The sequence below is a fragment of the Candidatus Margulisiibacteriota bacterium genome (assembly GCA_028715625.1).
In the GTDB taxonomy this organism is placed as follows: domain Bacteria; phylum Margulisbacteria; class Riflemargulisbacteria; order GWF2-35-9; family GWF2-35-9; genus JAQURL01.
The window spans coordinates 24,768-42,869 of sequence record JAQURL010000014.1 but is presented as its reverse complement, the minus strand read 5'-3'; the positions used below and the strand labels follow the sequence as shown (position 1 = coordinate 42,869).

At 37.9% G+C, this 18,102-nt stretch carries 10 protein-coding genes; all 10 read right to left on the bottom strand.

Annotated elements, in window-relative coordinates:
- Positions 1-787 (bottom strand): replicative DNA helicase (locus tag PHV30_03615; GenBank protein ID MDD5456100.1); only part of this gene is annotated, 787 nt, incomplete at its 3' end.
- A gap of 68 nt (positions 788-855) precedes the next feature.
- Positions 856-1,653: an MBL fold metallo-hydrolase gene (locus tag PHV30_03610; GenBank protein ID MDD5456099.1), complete on the bottom strand. Its 798-nt coding sequence runs from the start codon at positions 1,651-1,653 to the stop codon at positions 856-858.
- A 12-nt stretch (positions 1,654-1,665) separates the two neighbouring features.
- Positions 1,666-2,448, bottom strand: a complete 783-nt coding sequence (locus tag PHV30_03605; GenBank protein ID MDD5456098.1) for a hypothetical protein — start codon at positions 2,446-2,448, stop codon at positions 1,666-1,668.
- A 15-nt stretch (positions 2,449-2,463) separates the two neighbouring features.
- Positions 2,464-8,571 (bottom strand): glycosyl hydrolase family 8, encoded by a 6,108-nt coding sequence (locus PHV30_03600; protein MDD5456097.1) that lies wholly within the window; start codon positions 8,569-8,571, stop codon positions 2,464-2,466.
- 23 nt (positions 8,572-8,594) lie between these two features.
- A complete protein-coding gene (locus tag PHV30_03595; protein ID MDD5456096.1) occupies positions 8,595-10,406 on the bottom strand; it encodes an ABC transporter permease subunit in 1,812 nt (603 codons plus the stop codon).
- Positions 10,406-11,647 (bottom strand): sugar ABC transporter permease, encoded by a 1,242-nt coding sequence (locus PHV30_03590; GenBank protein MDD5456095.1) that lies wholly within the window; start codon positions 11,645-11,647, stop codon positions 10,406-10,408. Before PHV30_03590 ends, PHV30_03595 begins: the two co-directional genes overlap by 1 nt.
- Positions 11,648-11,669: 22 nt before the next feature.
- Positions 11,670-13,058, bottom strand: a complete 1,389-nt coding sequence (locus PHV30_03585) for a sugar ABC transporter substrate-binding protein (GenBank protein MDD5456094.1) — start codon at positions 13,056-13,058, stop codon at positions 11,670-11,672.
- 129 nt (positions 13,059-13,187) lie between these two features.
- Positions 13,188-14,969, bottom strand: coding sequence for a hypothetical protein (locus PHV30_03580; GenBank protein MDD5456093.1), 1,782 nt, complete (start codon positions 14,967-14,969; stop codon positions 13,188-13,190).
- A 372-nt stretch (positions 14,970-15,341) separates the two neighbouring features.
- Complete coding sequence (locus PHV30_03575) at positions 15,342-16,367, bottom strand: sigma-70 family RNA polymerase sigma factor (GenBank protein MDD5456092.1); 1,026 nt, start codon at positions 16,365-16,367, stop codon at positions 15,342-15,344.
- Positions 16,364-18,097, bottom strand: a complete 1,734-nt coding sequence (dnaG, locus tag PHV30_03570) for a DNA primase (GenBank protein ID MDD5456091.1) — start codon at positions 18,095-18,097, stop codon at positions 16,364-16,366. The genes PHV30_03575 and dnaG overlap by 4 nt, the downstream gene beginning before the upstream one ends.
- Positions 18,098-18,102: the final 5 nt, after the last annotated feature.

The following is an 18,102-nucleotide window of genomic DNA, read 5'->3' as shown; positions in this document are numbered from 1 at the left end:
TAAGCTTGTTCGCATCTATTTCAGCTTCAGAACAGATAACACGCTGCACCAGAGACTCTTTAGACATTTCCAGGCTGAATAGGCCTACTGTTTTCTTTTCTCTGATTGCAACATTGGTAGCAATGTTTAGACAAAAAGCAGTTTTTCCCATACTGGGTCTGGCCGCGATTATTATCAGGTCAGAATTCTGGAAACCTGAAGTAATTCTGTCCAGATCCACATAACCGGATGTTAATCCTAATAATGAAGTGTCGGTGTTGTACATATTTTCTATTTCATCCATTACCGGATGTAAAATGTCTTTTATATGAATAAATCCCTTTTTATGGCGATCATTAGCTATTTCAAAAATTTTCTGCTCGGCGTGATCAAGAATAGCTGTGGTTTCCGATGTCTCTGAAAAAGCACTTTCCACTATATCGGAACCGGTAGTAATAAGCTTGCGCAGCATAGATTTTTCATCAACAATCCTGGCATAGTATTCAACATTAGCTGATGTCGAAACAGTATCTGCCAGTTCGGCCAGATAACTGGCCCCACCAACATTTTCCAGCTGTCCTTTATTGCGTAACTTTTCCGTGAGAGTGACCAAATCTATCGGTTCACTTTTATTCATAAGATCCAGCATAGCTATGAAAATTAATTTATGAGAATCCTTATAAAATGAATCCGGCTTAACAACATCGGCTATTCTTTGCATAGCTTCAGCGTCAATCAGTACAGCGCCCAGTACCGATTGTTCAGCATCTATATTTTGCGGGGGTATTTTTTTATCCAGTTCAGACATAGCTTAATTATACCAACAGTAGCAGGCAGTTGTCAGTGTATTTGTTTTAACCTTACACTTTTAACCCTTTAACTAATAAAATAACGCTTCGGTAGTTCTGTATGTATCTTTAGGGCCGGCTGCCGGTTATGTTCCCTAAATTTATTCAGAATGGTACTTACAGCCAAATCCTTGGTATTACATTGTTTGCTCATATGTGCCAGAAAAACATGTTTGGTTTTATGTTCGTCTGTCAATTCCAGTAAATAATCGGCTGTCTGAAAATTGGATAAATGGCCTTCGTCTCCCATTATCCTTTTTTTTAAGGGCCAGGGCCGGCTGGATTTGATCTGCATATCAGGATCATAATTAGATTCGATGAAAAACACCTGACTGTCTTTGATAATTTCCTTCACACCATCGCTCAGATGTCCGCAATCGGTCATAAAAGAAAACCGCTGGTCCTGACACTCAAAAAGGAACCCTATATGCTCACCTGTATCTTCTTCCGGCTTGTTGACCCATCCTATATGCGGCAGTCTGAAGTAACGAATTTTTAAGTCCTTTTCCTGGCAAACCGGTTTATCGATTAACTTGAATCTTTCGTTTAATGCTCGCAACTCAGGATATTTCCTGAATAAAACCTGTTGTGTTTTTGCTCTGGTATAGACAGGAATGTGTGAGCGTTTTAAAAAAGTAGCTAATCCGGAAACATGATCAGAATGCGCATGAGTGATGTATAGTCTGGAAAATTGTTCAAGCTGAAGTTCAAAATTTTGCAGGTGAGCGAGGAATTGTTTAAAAGATATCCCGATATCGATTATTATCCTGGTTTCCCTGGTCTCCACAATCGTACAGTTTCCTGAACTACTGCTGGCTAAAGGTATGTAAGAAAAAATTTACTGTCTCCTCTGCAACGAAAAATATTGTACTGCCCTGTATTGCTGACCTGGTTCCAGGCTCACCATTGGCCAGAGCACTTCTGCTTCCATGTAATCGTCATTTTTATAAAATTCCAGATTACAGTCATGCGGATATCTGATATCAGAAGAAGTATCCAGCTCAAAACGTTTTTCCAATATATACTCTTCGGTCAAAATAGTCATTTTGGGGATTGTGGAAACACATCCCAGCTTATAGTCCTTTCCTTTTTTACCGAAAAGCTCCATTTTCTTTTTTTGTCTGTACAGTTTAAGGTAATTCTCTTTAATCAACTCATCCATATCTACGTTCTTCGGAAAAGAAAATACTTTTATATCATGCCTGTAATCTGCGGTTATTTCAAGACCGGTTAAAGGTATCTGAGATATATTCCACAAACCCCAGGACTGAGAATTTTCCTGATTGATTAAGGTGTTAGTAACTTGCAGAGTATCCGTATCTGCGAAATCCAACTCCCGTTGCAATTGTATCCCCTGCCAAACAGGCGAGATAAGACAAATTTTCTCGTCATTATAAATATCCCACCTGCACTTATCGAACTCGGCTATAGGAGGCCAACCCCAACGCTCCTGCGGGGCAATCCAGAGAAAGTCTCCGCCATTATTTATCCATCCGTCTTTTTGAGGAATTGCCGGAGTATAAAAAACATTCCTCATACCCGCGAGGTTTAAGGTTGATATTCTTCCTCCATGTTCAGGATCTACTTTTACTTCCAGGAAACCATTGCTGAGTTTGAGCAAAATAGTTATGCTCGGTTACTTAAAGCGCAACTTGGATTTTCTTACTTTATCAGGATGTATTATTTTTTGTTTTTTGGTTTTTTGGTAATAATAATAAACAACAGTAAGAATGATAATCACTATTATTAATAATAACCACCACCATGGCCAGCCAAAGCCTTTGCCCTTGCCTCCTATTGATTTGAGATATTTTTCCAATAAAGACCAGTCAAAAGCAAGTAAAGATTTTATTCTTAATTTCTGAGACTTGTCTTTTGAACTCAAATATATTGATACATAGTTATCTATTGTAGGGACTCTGTCGCTGGTCGGATGTTTAAATTTCAACAAATCAAAATCGGCATGATATACACCGCTATGTACATCTGTTTCTCTGAACATTACGGGTGCAGGATAAGATTCTTTTTTGTCCCATATCAGAACGTTAGCGTTAAACACATCCAGTCTATTGGGATCTTCATCAATACCGACGATTTCAGCATGATTGTCTCTGAATATTATTTCACCTTTTTTGGAAATTTCCACCATATAACCGGGGTCATAATAAAAATTATAACGACTGATAATCTTGGGTGCTGTAAAACCAAGGTAGTAATTGTGATTTACTAAATAAATTTTGTCGATCCATATTTCTTTACCCTCCTGCCCCTCGCTATCAATCAAAAACTGCACATTTTGAATATGATCGAGGTCAATGGTCTGGGTCATATCGACATATTGCTGCTGATTGGGATCCCAACCTTTCCAGAACTTGCGTACATTAAGTTTGTTCACATCGACAAGTTCATTTTTCGCATCCCGGCCTATTCCGGTGCTTGCTCTCCATTCATACCAGCCCGGGCCTTTTTTATCGTCCCAGGGATTATAACCGTTAAGTACTGCAAGATTCCCGCTTCTGTCCTGAATATCTACCCGGATTTCTCCTGGGTCTTTCTTTAAGTAAAGTTCCATTACAAAGTCTTCTTTGTCCGACCATTTTTCCACATCTGATTTAAGACCCCAAGCACCGAAATATGGGTAATCATCTCCGGCATATTTTTTCTTTACGTACATAACCTTGTGATTTTCAAAATTTGTCGCCTGCAAAAGATAAGACCTGTTCTCCGGCTTGGCTCCGCCTATCCACCAGGTTACAGGATATTTGTCATCTATACTGCTGTCATCAAAATCGTCGATAACATAAACAAGCTCTATCAACCCGACCGGATATTTCTTGATATATTTAAGATTAACCACAGACCAGATCGAAAGTACACTATGCCAGGAAGCGCCGATTATATCTTCTTTATCATCGGTTTCCAGTCCGATTTTAAACTTACCTCTGTATATACCCGTATGGCTACCGGTCTCATCAACAGCGACTGAAATCTTTTTGTTAATCGGGAATTTATCATTGGTCATGATTTCAGCGAAAGTCTTGTCTTGTGTATTTTTGTCACCGTCTTCACCAATTAGTTCAAGGTATACCGTTTGATTTTTAATCAGCTTTTTTATCTCATTTTTATATTGAGGATCGCTGTATAATTTTATTTCTTTTATACGTAAAGGATTTGTATATCCGATATGCCTGTTAAAATGAGTAACATGGAGATTGTCGATATTAACCAGAGCGTCCCGTTTTTCACCACCGCCGAAACACAATTCTATATTTAAAATATTACCCAGATTAAATTTTTTGGTAACATCTATATTCTTCTCCAAATGTGTATCGTATGATGTCCAGAATTGTCTGTCCTTTATCGGACGTCCGTCAATTTTTCTTTCAGCCAGTGCTACACCAGACTGATAACTTGATGTCCATTTATACCATCCCGGTCCCTTTCGCGCATCATATGGGTCATATTCGTGCAGACAAGCTGTCTGACGATTATTGTCTTCCAAATCAACTCGGATATTACCGATGTCATCCCTTAAATATATCCACATGGAAAATTCATCTTTATCATTCCACTTGGATAAATCAGCGCTTAAACCCCATTTACCTATATAAGGATAATCCTTGCTGAAATATGTTTTATGTACCTGCATGGAGTTAGGCTTGCTTACTGCCAGTTTATTGGAAATAAGCAAATCATAAGACCTTGTTTTACCAACGTTGTTTACAGTAAAAGGTATAGTATAAGCCTTGTTCCAATCATAGGGGCCTACCCAGGTCCTGTCAGGAAATTTTTCATTATCGATAAACGGATGAAATTCTACGAACTTGCCATCAGTAATAAAATCAAAACCGTCTTCGGCATATTGTTCATTTGTATCAAAATGAATATGCTTGGGAGTAATCTGGTCTATCCGGTCATTACCCTGCAAATAATATTTTTGAATAATCTTCAATGTTTTGTCGGTAAAAAGGTCTCCGGTAAAGTGATGCAGTTTCTGATCTGCAGACCAGCGCATTCTCCAGATATTACCTTCTTTCCAGACAAAATAACCGAGCTTCTGACCTGCCGGATAAATCGGTCTTCCGGAAGCCGGGTCAATTGTATCTATCCACCAGGAATCCGGTTTCTGACCTGCGGCCAGATCGTCAAAATCATCAACGACAGTAGTTATTTTAAACCTGCCTACCTGAAGTCTCTTGATCAATCCCTTGTTGACATCTGAATATAATTTAACCTGGTGTCCTTCTGCTGCTCCAATTATCCCGTGTGACGGATCGCTCTGAACTCCTATTTTGAAACTACCTCTGTAGATGCCGGAATTTTCTGCGGTTTCCAGAAGTTCTACATCAATATCATGACAACCGGGATATTTATCTGAGGTTTCAGCTCTCAGAGAAAATTTATCAAAAGTATCAGGTGATGAGTCCTTGCCGGTAACTTCTACATAAACATCTTCCTGCATTAATGCCTGCGCCAGATTTATAGGTTTTTTATATCCCGGGTCGGAGAAAAGATTAATTTTTCTTATATATCTGGGAGGATGATAACCGTAATTATAATTAATCCTTTCCAGTGAAAGATTATCAATAAGTATCTGCGACATATCTTCGTTCCCGCCATTTATACAGAACATGACATTTCTGATCTTGGTCAGATCTATTTCTTTGGTGCGATCCACATTTCTATTATCGTCAAATGACCAGCCTTTCCACCAGTCACGGTAACGAATGGAAAAAGGCTGTGCCAAATCTGCGTTTACTGCAAGTCCTTGCGATGTATTGGAACGCCATTTATACCAGCCAGGACCTTTTTTCTCGTTCCAGGGATTATATTCGTTAAGAATGACAACTGTTCCGTCTATATCCTGGATATCACATCTGATAGTACCTACGTCATAAGGCAAGTAAACATCAAAAGTAAATTCATCATAACGGGTCCAATCCATATGTTCTGGGTTAAATAACACTCCGCCCAGATAAGGATATGGTTTGCCTATATATTTTTTGTCTATCTGTAATGAATATTTGGAATTTACAGCCATTTCCTTATTTATTTTTAGTTTATAAGTACCTGTTTCACCTTCGTTACGTAGTATTAAAGGCGCACCAAAAGCGGTGTCTCCGTTAACTCCTATAGCAAAAGCGCCGGATTGATAATAACCGTTATACTTGATATCAAAAATTATAAAGCGGCCGGATGCGGTAAAATCAATTCCTGTAGCTCCGTTTTTCTCAATAATTGTAAAATTCAAAGATTTTCTTAATTGCTGTATTGTAGAATTATTTTTTAAATCTGAGGTTTTAGCGGCATTCATCAGACCATCAGTAAGTATCATGCCGGAAAAAACCTCATTATCCCCGTTACCCAGGAACCGGATATGCCATTCGGTATCTTTCCAGATATATATACCTTTATCTTTTCCTATTGTAAATTTGGGTTTGCCCGACTCAGGTTTAAGAGAATCTGTCCACCAGGCCATAGGATTTGCATCAAACGGATTACCGTCTTCAAAATCTTCGATAATATTGGTCAAAATTATGGCGCCTATTCTATAGCGTTTTTTCAGGTTCGGCTTGGGCATTACTATAAAATCAACATATTTTCCAACACTTCCCGCAACCCTGTCCGCGGCATCACTGCTATCAAGCCCGATATAGCCCATACCCTGATAAACTCCAGTATGCTTTCCTGTTTCAACCATTTTTATGGTAATGGGTTTAGCATCCTTTTGAGTTGTCTGGACTTTCATATAAAAATAATCCCGGTGAAAGGGATTTTTATCCTTACCTGTGGCCCTTATATAAAAAGCCTCGGTATTAATATAATCGGTAGCTCTGAACTGATAATCCTTGTCCAGATACACATAAAAATTCTTAATATCCGGTACAACATTCTGATATTTGTACTGGTTCTTGAAAGCCCCGGCAAAGAAAGCCAACCCCAACCAGGTCCAGGTATTACTGAAATAATCCATCTGGCAATTCCACTCGGAATGGTCAAAAATAGTCCAGTATTTGCCGTCAGAATCAGTACAAAGCCAACCGTCACCATCATGGTAAGGAATTCCTATTTCGGCTTTAGGATTACGTTTTTCAACCGGTGTTTGCTTGGCTATATTAGCAGCTGTTTCTCTGGCCAACTGGTCATCTGGGATTACATAAGCCCGGTGACTGAAACCGTCCTGATCCGGGATAATTATGGGAGTAACCAGTTTTTCTATCATATCAAAGGTTTTATGACCAGGTTTATGTTCATAAGAAGCCCAGAAATAAGATAAATATACGGCATACTGCGCACAATTAGCCCTGTAATCATTTGCATCTTCCAATCTGTTGAGAGCATTGGCTGGTGGTTCATAATTAGATTCATATAAACAATAGTCGCCATCATGCCAGTAAACCGAAGCCAGGTGACGGCTTTCATCGTAATTTTTTGTTTTCGCCCAGTCACCATGTTTATCGTGCATTCTGAAATTCAAAAAATCATAAGGGCCATTAGGACTATGCTGTCTCAGGTATTCTGCAGCCCTTCTGTCTTTATTCCAGTCATAATCTACAGCCGCGCGCCACAAACCACGAAAAGCGTCGGTCCCGAATTCCGGTTCTTCTCTTTCCACTCCGTTTGTTACATCACCGGTCTTGCTGAGGCTAACCCAGTCAGGTAAAAGATTAGCTCTGTAAGGAGTTTTCTTTTTATAAGGGTTCTGATTATGCACCTCACCGGTTTTGTCTATCCAGTCTGAAAGCACAGCGGTAGAAGATTTATCGAATATCCTGTAAGAAGAATCAACCAGGTCCATCCAGTTATGTTCAGGATCAAAATCATCAAATATACGATAACTGAACGGTGATAAATATCCGGGTTCTACTGATTTTATATTGTTTCCACCGGCCATATAACGATGCTCTTTATTAATATAAGTTTCTTTATTCCAGATATCTTTTAAAACAAGCCTGGCGTTTTCAGCGTAATCATAAACCCTGTCACCCTTTTTACTACCCCATAAAGCATCCGCAAAAATAAGGGCCAGTGCGATGTCCTGATCAGCATCAGAAGCAGCATCCCAACCATCACGCCACGGGTCATTCGGGTTATGTTCTTCAGTGGGCTGCTGCCAGCGATAATAAACTATCCCGTCTTCGCTTTTATTTTTATTATTACGGGGGCTGATAGTGGGAGTCCATCTCCAGGCGAAAAGATTATCACGCTCAATACCCAGTTCATCTGGTGTTTTCCAGCCGTTCTTGGGGCTATTCAGGTCCTTCCAGTAATAGACCCAGTTAATCTGGCTGTGTTGAAGGTTATTTTTTGTCCAGTTCCAAACCTTGTCGAATGTTTTTTTATCTTTAATTATTACAGCACGAAGCAACGCATAAGAAGAAGATTCGCTGACTGCTACCAGTTCAAAAGGTTTTTTGGGATTTGACCAGTCAATATCTTTTAGCCCGTCAGCATCCTGGTCTACTCCGTCCATAAAAGCATTTGGCCTGCCGTCATCCATTATCATTTTCGGATGTTTGAATTTTTCCGACCACCAGTCGCCCTCAAAGTTCTCATGAGTAATGTAATGTTTCCAGGTAATATATAATAGGTTATAGGCATCTTTTCTGTATTTGGCCAGTTTGTCCCTGTCATTTTTGTCAGTCTGACAAGAGTGAAGTAAAAGCAAAATGATAATTATAACGACAACCGCAATAGCTATTGCTATCTTTTGTTTGAGATTTTTATTTTTTTTCTTTTCCAAAATTCATTCCTTAAAACAAAAATTTAACCTTTAACAGCTCCTGCGGTGAGACCTTTGACGATGTGTTTTTGGAGCATGAAGAAAAGAAAGAGTACGGGTAGCGTGGCAACGGTAGCTGCAGCCATCATCAAGTCGTAACGATTCTGAAAATTTCCTACAAATAAACGAATGCCTATAGGAATGGTTAACGTATCCGCGTTGGTAAGCACCCAGGCGAACATCAACTCATCCCACGCGGTAAGAAATACGTAAATCCCTGTGGCAATAATACCGGGAATTGCTAAGGGTAACGCTATTTTATAAAAAACCTGGAAACCGTTACAACCATCTATACGCGCGGCTTCTTCCAATTCAACCGGAATGGAAGCAAAAAAACTTCGTAGTATCCATATTGAAAAAGGCACAAAAAAAGCTGTATAAATAAAAATTAAACCGGCGTAAGTTCCTTTAATCGGGATACCGGTTACATCTGTAACCCATTTAAACATAATAAACAGGGGGATCAAATACATAATTTGCGGGATCATTTGCGTGGAAAGAATGGCTATGCCAAATTCATTATTACCTTTAAAATTATATCTTACCAGAGCATATGATGCCAAAGTGGCCAGGATCATAGCAAAAAACATGGTAAATCCGGAAATTATGACACTGTTTTTCAAATATAATCCGAAATCTATATTTTTCCAGAGGTCGGAATAATTCTGCCATTTAACAAGTCGATAGCCGGGAGGTAATTGTAAATCCAGATAAGGATCGTCAGCGTTTTCTTTCATAAAGGAAAGTCTTCCGTAAGAAGACCCCAAAACAAATTCGTCATTATTTTTATAAATAGTATTCAATTCATTAGCTGTATAATTACTTTTTGGATCTATCAAAACACCATCTTTAAGCTCTTTAAAAAGTCCTTTGTATTGCTTGACAATAGCGTCATTGTCCAAATTAACTACTGCCAAACCAGCTGCGCTTGCAAGATATAGCTTGTTATCCAGGATCAAACCGTCTTCAAAACGCATCAAAGTATAATTTCTTTTTTTGATAATTTCCTGTTTTTGCATATCCAGAAATAGAACATTGTTTTGTAAAAGAATAATCAGATTATTACCTTTTATAGCAAGTATTTTCTGTACACCGGATGGATAATAATCTTCACCGAAAGAAACATTTGCTACAACCTTTTGTGTATTTTTATCCATCTTAAGCAAACCCAGATTGGTCCCGATGTAGATGTAACCGTCTATTAAATTTAAAGAACGAATAAAATCGGAATCAGCCAAATCAAGTTGAATTGTTTTTTGTAATTTAAGGTTCTTTTTGTCGTATACAAATATTTTTTTTATTCCTTTGAGTTCAGCTGTAAAATAAAGATATTTGTCATCATTAATAATAGATGTATTACCAAACTTATTTGTATCGACACCTTTTATCGGCATACCTGCTTTTTTAACAATTTTATGCAAATCTTGAGTTACTTTAAAGATACCATTGTTTACATTGGTCAGATAAAAAAATTTGTCATCTGCGGAATAATTAACACTTTGGCCTTTGATTGTCAGCTGTTTAACAATTTTATGAGTCTGCATGTTGTAATTGGCCACAGAGCCGTCTACGGAAAATATATAGAGATTATTATTTTTTTTCAAAAATGAATAAACACTTGTGTTCACCCTGCTGAAACCTACATTTCCGCTTAATATGTCATTATTGTTTTTAAATGAACAAAATACCATCCAGATGATGGGAAACAGGTTCACAATTAAAAAAATTATCATCAGGGTTATACTGAAAAATCTGATTATTCTTTCACGCTGATAATAAGTTATAAGCCTGGCCATTAGAAAACTTCCTCTGATTTTTTATAGAAACGGAACCAGATATTAACCGCGACAATCATAACCATAAGCAATAATACGGAGGTTGCCGCGCCTGTACCGAAGTCCCAGCGCATAAAAGAATTTCTAAAAATGTTGGTCATCATCAGGTCTCCCCATTCTCCAGGGAACCCTGCTCCGTTACCGAACATCATGATAACTATATTGAAAGAATAAACATTATAAATAAGTCCGAATAATATCAGGATCATCCACACCGGTCTAAGCATAGGCCAGGTAACACTCCAAAAAGCCTGCCAGCGATTAGCCCCGTCAATTTTTACCGCATCGTAAAGCTCAGTGGAAATACTTTGTAAACCTGCCAGAAGCATAAGCATGGATAAAGGCCAAAAACGCCAGATGGTGGGTATGATAATTGCCCAGATTGTATTGGGGCCCACCAACCAGAATGGCTTATAGGTTGTTGGTATTAACGTAGGTATCTGCACGTTGATCAGAGCCATGAATTCCACGAACAAAAATACAACCAAGAATAAATAGGATAAACGTTTGGATATTCTTTTATTGAGATATTCAAAAAGTTTTACAACAATAAAAGAAACAATCAGAAGAGAAATTAATTTTAAAATCATGCTCTTACTATTTATTATCGTAAACATTATCTGATTATCCCAAACAACAAAATCATTAAAAAGTCCTATAATCGCGTCAAACTTGAGCAGGTGTATGATTATATTTATTTTTTGACAGATAATGTGTATTTTAAAAAAATCATAAAAAATAATATTAATGATGCCGATACTTTGCTGCCACATAAATCCCCAGAGAATACCGGTAACATACGTTGGAACAATCCACGAAAACATGAATAATGTTCTGGCGAAAGATCTTCCCTTAAAATCCTGATGCAGCATTAATGCCACAATCATACCCAAACCGATTTGGCCCACTGTTACAAAGACGGTATAAATTATGGTGTTGCGTATCGATTCAATGATACCTATACGCATTGGACTGTCCGCATTCAGAATTACTTCGTAATAATTTTTGAACATGACAAATGGAGCACCAAGGTACTGGCTTAAAGTAAAGTTGTCCAGTTTCAGGAAAGACATATAAATACCCTGGACAATAGGCACCAGGTGCATAAGTATCATTCCCAGCAGAGTAGGAGCAATAAATAAATATGCTATTCTATATTTTCTAAAATAATATTTAAACGTCTTGTCCGATTGTTTTTTCATTTAAAAATTTAATTCAATCGTATTATTCGTTTCTTTCGAGGATTGAAGCTACTTCTTTATCAGCCAATTTAAGAATTTTCTCGAAATCATCGAATTTTAATGCTGTTTTAGATTCTAGCACATAATCCCACATGATGCCAAACCTGCGTGCCAAGATAGGTTCTATCAAGCCCCAGGAAGGAACACTGGGATAAGCACGACCGAATTTTACTGCTTCTTTATAAACTGCTCTGCGACTGTCTTCAGTAAAATAAGGGTCATCAAACGCTTCGATGTTAGCAGGCATAAAACCGCTGCGTTTTGCGTATTCAACCTGAGCTTCTTTGGAAACCAGATACTTAATAACTTCCCAAGCTTCTTTTTTATGTTTGGAACCTTTAAAAATTGCCAGATTGCTACCGCCTACAAATGTAAATTTGCCTTTTGGGCCTTCCGGGTACGGAGCAATATCAAAACGTTTAGCCACATATGTATCTGATGCGCCACCCTGTTCCGGAGATGTTGTTAATCCGCGCAGTTCGTTAGAGCCGTCAAAAATAATAGCAAAATTACCATTGTTAAAATCATTTTCAACTTGTGAAGTATTCTTTTCCAGGCAGGCTCTGCTTACATAACCCTTGGTAACCAGACTGATATAAAAACCCACTCCCTGTACTGCTTCTTTGGAAGCGAGATTACTCTTTTTGTAATCATCAGTTAAAAAAGAACCGCCGGCATTCCAGATCCATGGAGATAAATTATGTACTACGTTCCAGTCATTTTTACCCGGTATTCCGAGAGGTGCTATTTTTTTACCGTCGATCATCAAATTTGCTTTTTGAATTTTTTGTAAAGTTTTGTCAAAACTGTCCCAGGTCTCGACATCTTTTTTTGTTAGACCAAGTTTATTGAAAACATCAGTTCTGTAATACATTGCTCTGGCATCCACAAACCAGGGAATAGCTGTAACCTGATTGGAACCTTCAATACCTGAAGTTTTCCAGGAAGAAGCCAGGAATTTGTTTGGTCCGCCGATCTCGCCGATCCAGTTGCTCAGATCATACAAAGCACCCATGCTGCTGATGGCCGCAACCCAGGTTGTCCCAAGCTGGACGATATCCGGAGCATCGCCGGAAACAGCTGCTGTGGTGATACGAACCCAGGCAGCTCCCCAGTCCAGTGAAGTAATTTTTACTTTGATATTTTTGTTTCTTTTGTTGAAACCTTCCAAAACTTTTTCCAAATCATTGGCTGGTTCTAAGGAATTCGGCATGATCCAGATTGTAACTTCAACAGGTTTATTTCCGTCCGCAACTTTTTTTGCGGTACCGCAACCTGCTATTAAAAATAAGGATAAAATTATTGATACTGCCAGCCATTTTTTGGAACTTGTTTTCATTTGACCACCTCTGCTTGAAATTTTCGTCATCATAGCATTGCGAAATGCTCCTGTCAATTTGAGTATACATGGATTTTTTGCGTGCAATCCGTTAACGAAAAAGATAACAAAAAAGCAGGGATTTAACCCTGCTTTTGTTACTAAAATGAACTATATATTTTTCTAATTAAATGTATATTCCGCATTCTTCTTTTCAGTCATGTCAAAAATACCACCGTTGACACCACCAGTTCTGTTAAAATTAAAAGTTATTTTTGAGTCAATTCCACCTATAAATTTAATGTTCCCTGTAAATGTAACATCTTTAGGATTACCATTAATTTCAATTGTCCCAGTAAATTCAGAAACATCAACATGAGCATTAATAAATGCTCTGACAAATTCAAAAGTATTTGCTTTATCAGCAATTTCTCCTTTAAGAATAGGGAATGGCATATCACCTTTTCTATTCATTGTTAAGGTATATAATGGCCCATATTCTGTATCGATTTTTACTACTTTAACCAGGTTGGACATAAGAGCGAACAACAGGTCACCTCTAGCTCTGATAGCAATATGCATCCAATGTTGAAAGGCCGCTTCTTTAGGGCCTAACACAGATTTTGTATTTTTTTGCAAACTGGGTTCTCCGGTTTTATGATCCTGTTTAGTTGTAGCTGCTGTTCCGAGCGACGCCTCGAACATATATTCATTTCCTTTTTGTTTCAAAGCCATGGGCATATCTTTAAAAGTTTCACCGGTTTTTTCTAAATTTCCAGCAGCGACGTTTGTATTATATCCACCTTTGGAATCGGCAAATTTGCTTAAATCTACTCCGCATTTACCGGCAAGCTCTACTTCTATAACCTGGTTGTATAAAACATTTAAAAGTTTATCCTGAATTTCGCCTCCGAAACCACCTTTACGCAATAGTTCCCATACAAAGAAAAATGCCATATCCTTATCATCCAAATTGTTGATAACCTTTGCTATATGCCCTGCACCCCAACTGTCAGCCGGTATATTATCGGCATTACTAAAATAAAAATTTGTTAAATCATTTTCTTTAATAAGGCTCTGAATCTCCTCGTGTGCCAGACATGATTTCAAACCATGACCATGGCCACCGGGATAACCACCATTTGCAGCGGAGATGATAACTTCATTATCAACTTTTTTCATTTTCGGTAATAACGGTTGCGGTATTACAACAATATTTAAATCTTTAATATGACCGAATTTTTTATCTAAATATTCTTTAATAGGTTGATAGCTCATGCCATTACCATATAAAGCAATATTGCGAATGCCGTTTTTATATGAATTAACAATTAATGATTCAATTATTGATACATTTTTTTTCTCAGTTTTGTCATTAATTGAAGCAAAAGATCTTATAATATAATCTTTGGCATCATACTTACCAAAAACATCCACAAGTTCTTTATCGTATAACATTTCCATCAATTGTGCTTTTTCTTCTTTATTTAATCCTTTATAAAAGGTAGAGTCCACACCACCGGCAGGTATTATTCTGAGTGTATGTTTCATAATTTTATTTTCAGCAGGAGACGGATCTTTTAATGCGACATTAGGCATAGTATCCAGAACTATTACATCAGAATTATTTTTGTATTCTTCTAATTTATCTTGAGTAAAAAATTGAGGAGGGGCATATCTGGCGGTATCTTTTAACATAGCATAAGGATCAGCCATAACTTCTTGACCTACTTTGGTTAAAAGAAGTAATCTGTTTACCCAATCCTCAGCTATTTCTTTAGAAAACTGATACCCTCCGTTTAGCTCTGTTATTACATTATCGATCGCGTCTATCAATATTGTTTTACCATTTGCCATCTTCATGATATCGGCTACTGATAATAATGAACCATTGATATTCAATTTTATTTTATCGGCACTGAATTCTCTTACTTTTTCTTTTACATTTACTACTTTATTATTCATATCTTCCATACCTCCAGCATTACTTTGCGGTGCCAATTTTTGGCATCGCCTATAAATTATTTCGTAAGCTGAATGAATAAATTTCATTTTTTTCATAGTTGATTTATTCAATTATTTTAATATATTAAGCGCTTTTAAGCAAAACATGAGTAGTTCCTTTTGAAAAAAAACAAAAAACTATATCTGTTCAACAACCATTCTATAGGACTTTTCGCATGGCGACGGAGACATTGCGAGCGAAGCGCGGCCCTCCTTCGCCCAAGGGCTTCGGCAGGTAAGCAATCCACTATTACTTTAGAGGATTGTTTACCAGCCATAGTACTGGGACAGCTGGTCACGTCGTAAATGCTCCTCGCGATGACACTCAAAAAATTACGCTAAATATGAGGCGATATGACTATTTTTAGTCTGCTGACGAAGTTTTTCCAGAGCTTTTGACTCTATCTGACGAATACGTTCCCGAGTTACATTATACACATGACCTACTTCTTCCAAAGTCCTGGGCATGCCGTCATGCAAACCAAAACGCAGACGCAGTACCATCTGTTCACGTTCGGTAAGAAAACTGGAAAGCACTCTTTCCAAATCTTCACGCAGCAGGTCGGCGAGCACTTTTTCTTCGGGGTTTTTAGCGGAATCTCCTTCCACTATATCGGATAAATTGTTACTGTCGTCATCTCCTATTGGAGTTTCCAGTGATATAGGAAGCTGAGAAATTTTTACCAGCTCACGAATTTTGTTAATGGGAAATTCGCTTAAAGTAGCCAGCTCTTCTTCGCTGGGCTTACGCTTATTTTCCTGCATGAACATTTTGGATATTTTTTTCAGTTTGTTTATTGTTTCCACCACATGCACCGGCAGTCGAATAGACCGCGACTGGTCCGCTATCGCACGGGTGATAGCTTGACGTATCCACCAGGTAGCATAGGTAGAAAACTTATAACCCTTTTTGTAGTCATATTTTTCTACAGCTTTCATCAACCCGATATTGCCTTCCTGAATCAGGTCCAGAAAAGACAACCCTCTGCCGTTGTAACGCTTGGCAATGCTTACTACCAGGCGCAAGTTAGTCCGGATCAGAACCTTGCGTGCTTCCTCATCATGCTCATCCTGAATTTTTCTGGCTATTTCCAGTTCTTCATCAGGTTTTAATAATTTGATACGACCTATTTCTTTGAGGTAAGCTTTGATGGAATCAAAACGGTCTGCCCTGTCAGCGGCCAGTTCCTCAATCTCCAGCTCTTCCAGTTCTTCTTCTATTTCTTCGGCCACTTCTTCGACTGCTTCGTCGACAATAATGTCTATTTCTTCCAGCTCTACTTCGTTCTTATCAAGGATATCCAGGATATGACCATCTTTTTCGAAAGTTTCTTCTTTGAAGGTTGCTTCTTTTTTCATGATTGCTTTATTAAATCTGATAACTCTTTTTGATGCAATGTTAGTTTATCAAAATCAGCCAGTTTTTCAAGTCTATTTATTTCTGATTTTAAAAATGCTATCCTTTTATTTTTGTTTCGCTGCTGCAATGACTTAAAATGGTCCTCGATATGCAAACGTTTGTTAATGATAGATTCTAGCATAGAAAACTCAGTTATGCGCTTGGAAATTTCAGCTGGCAAATCGCTGAGCAATTCATCTACTTTCTTATCAATGTTTTCTCTGAGCAACTTGAAGATCTCCTGATGATCCTTGTCCTCGAAATCGTACTCAGAAAATTTCTGTACAAATTCCTTGCGAAGATCGGTATCATTGATAAGTACTGATAAAATTTCTTTTTCCTGTTTTTCCTGTTTGCCGATTTGCTTGGTATTATAATAAACAGCTTTATTGCGCATATTAAAAATTTTGTATGAATAAAACTTCGCTTTAATAAATTCGTTATCAAGTTTCAAAATTTGGGCCAGTTCTCCGATATATTCATTTTTTATCATTTCATCCTGTTCAGCATAAACTTCTTTAACATCCTTGATGATACGGGATTTATCTTCAATGCCCAGTTGTGCAGCTTTACCTAAAGGTGAATACTGATTTATTATGTGATAAAGAGCAAATTTTAATAAAGGCAAGGCAGTATTTATCTGTTCTGCGAATTTTTCTCCACCGTATTTTTTAACAAAATCATCCGGGTCTTTACAGTCCAGTAAATTAATAACCTTAACCTTGGACTGAGTATTACGCAATAGTTCTACCGCCCTGATAACAGCTTTTTGTCCGGCATCATCTGCGTCAAAACACAAATAAATATTTTCAGCGTATCTTTCCGCGAGTTTAACCTGTTGTGGGGTAAGCGATGTACCCAGAACAGCCGAAACATTTCGCACACCGCTCTGGTACAGGGCCAATGCATCCATATATCCTTCCACCAGTATCAGACTATTGTCGTTTTCTTTTATAAAGGGACGGGCTGTATTTAAAGCAAACAAATGATCGCTTTTGTGATAAATCATGGTTTCCGGAGAGTTTATATATTTGGCAGTATCATTACCCAGAGTGCGACCACCAAAAGCAACTACCCTGTTCTGCAGATCAAAAATTGGGAATATAAGCCGGTCAATAAAACGGTCCAGTATGCCGGAATGCGAGTCCACAAAAAGACCGGTATCCAGCAAATCGTTGTCGCTGTAATGTTTCTTTAAGGATAAATATAAGGAGTTAGGTTGGGCCTTAGCATAACCCAAATGCATATCAGCAGAAATCCCTGTGTTGATCTTGCGCTGAGCTAAGTATTTTGAGACTCTTTCTTCCGAAAGGTTTGCTTCAAAATAAACAAGCGCCTGCTTCATTATTTCATAGTTAATATTTTTTTTATCATTTATGGCCGGAGAATAATTCTTATCCTCTTCCAGAGTAATTCCGGCTTTTTCTGCCAACATTCTGGCTGCTTCGATGAAATTGATATTTTCTATGCGGGTAAGAAAACCAAAAACATTTCCACCAGAACCGCACCCGAAACAATGCCAGATATTTTTAACCGGATTTACGGTAAATGAGGGGGTTTTTTCTTGATGGAATGGGCAGAGACCGAGAAAATTCTGGCCCTTTTTCTTGAGCCTTACATACTGACCTATCAGTTCTACAATGTCAGTCTTGTCACGGATGGAATCGATAGTATTGTTAGATAAAGTCATTGATT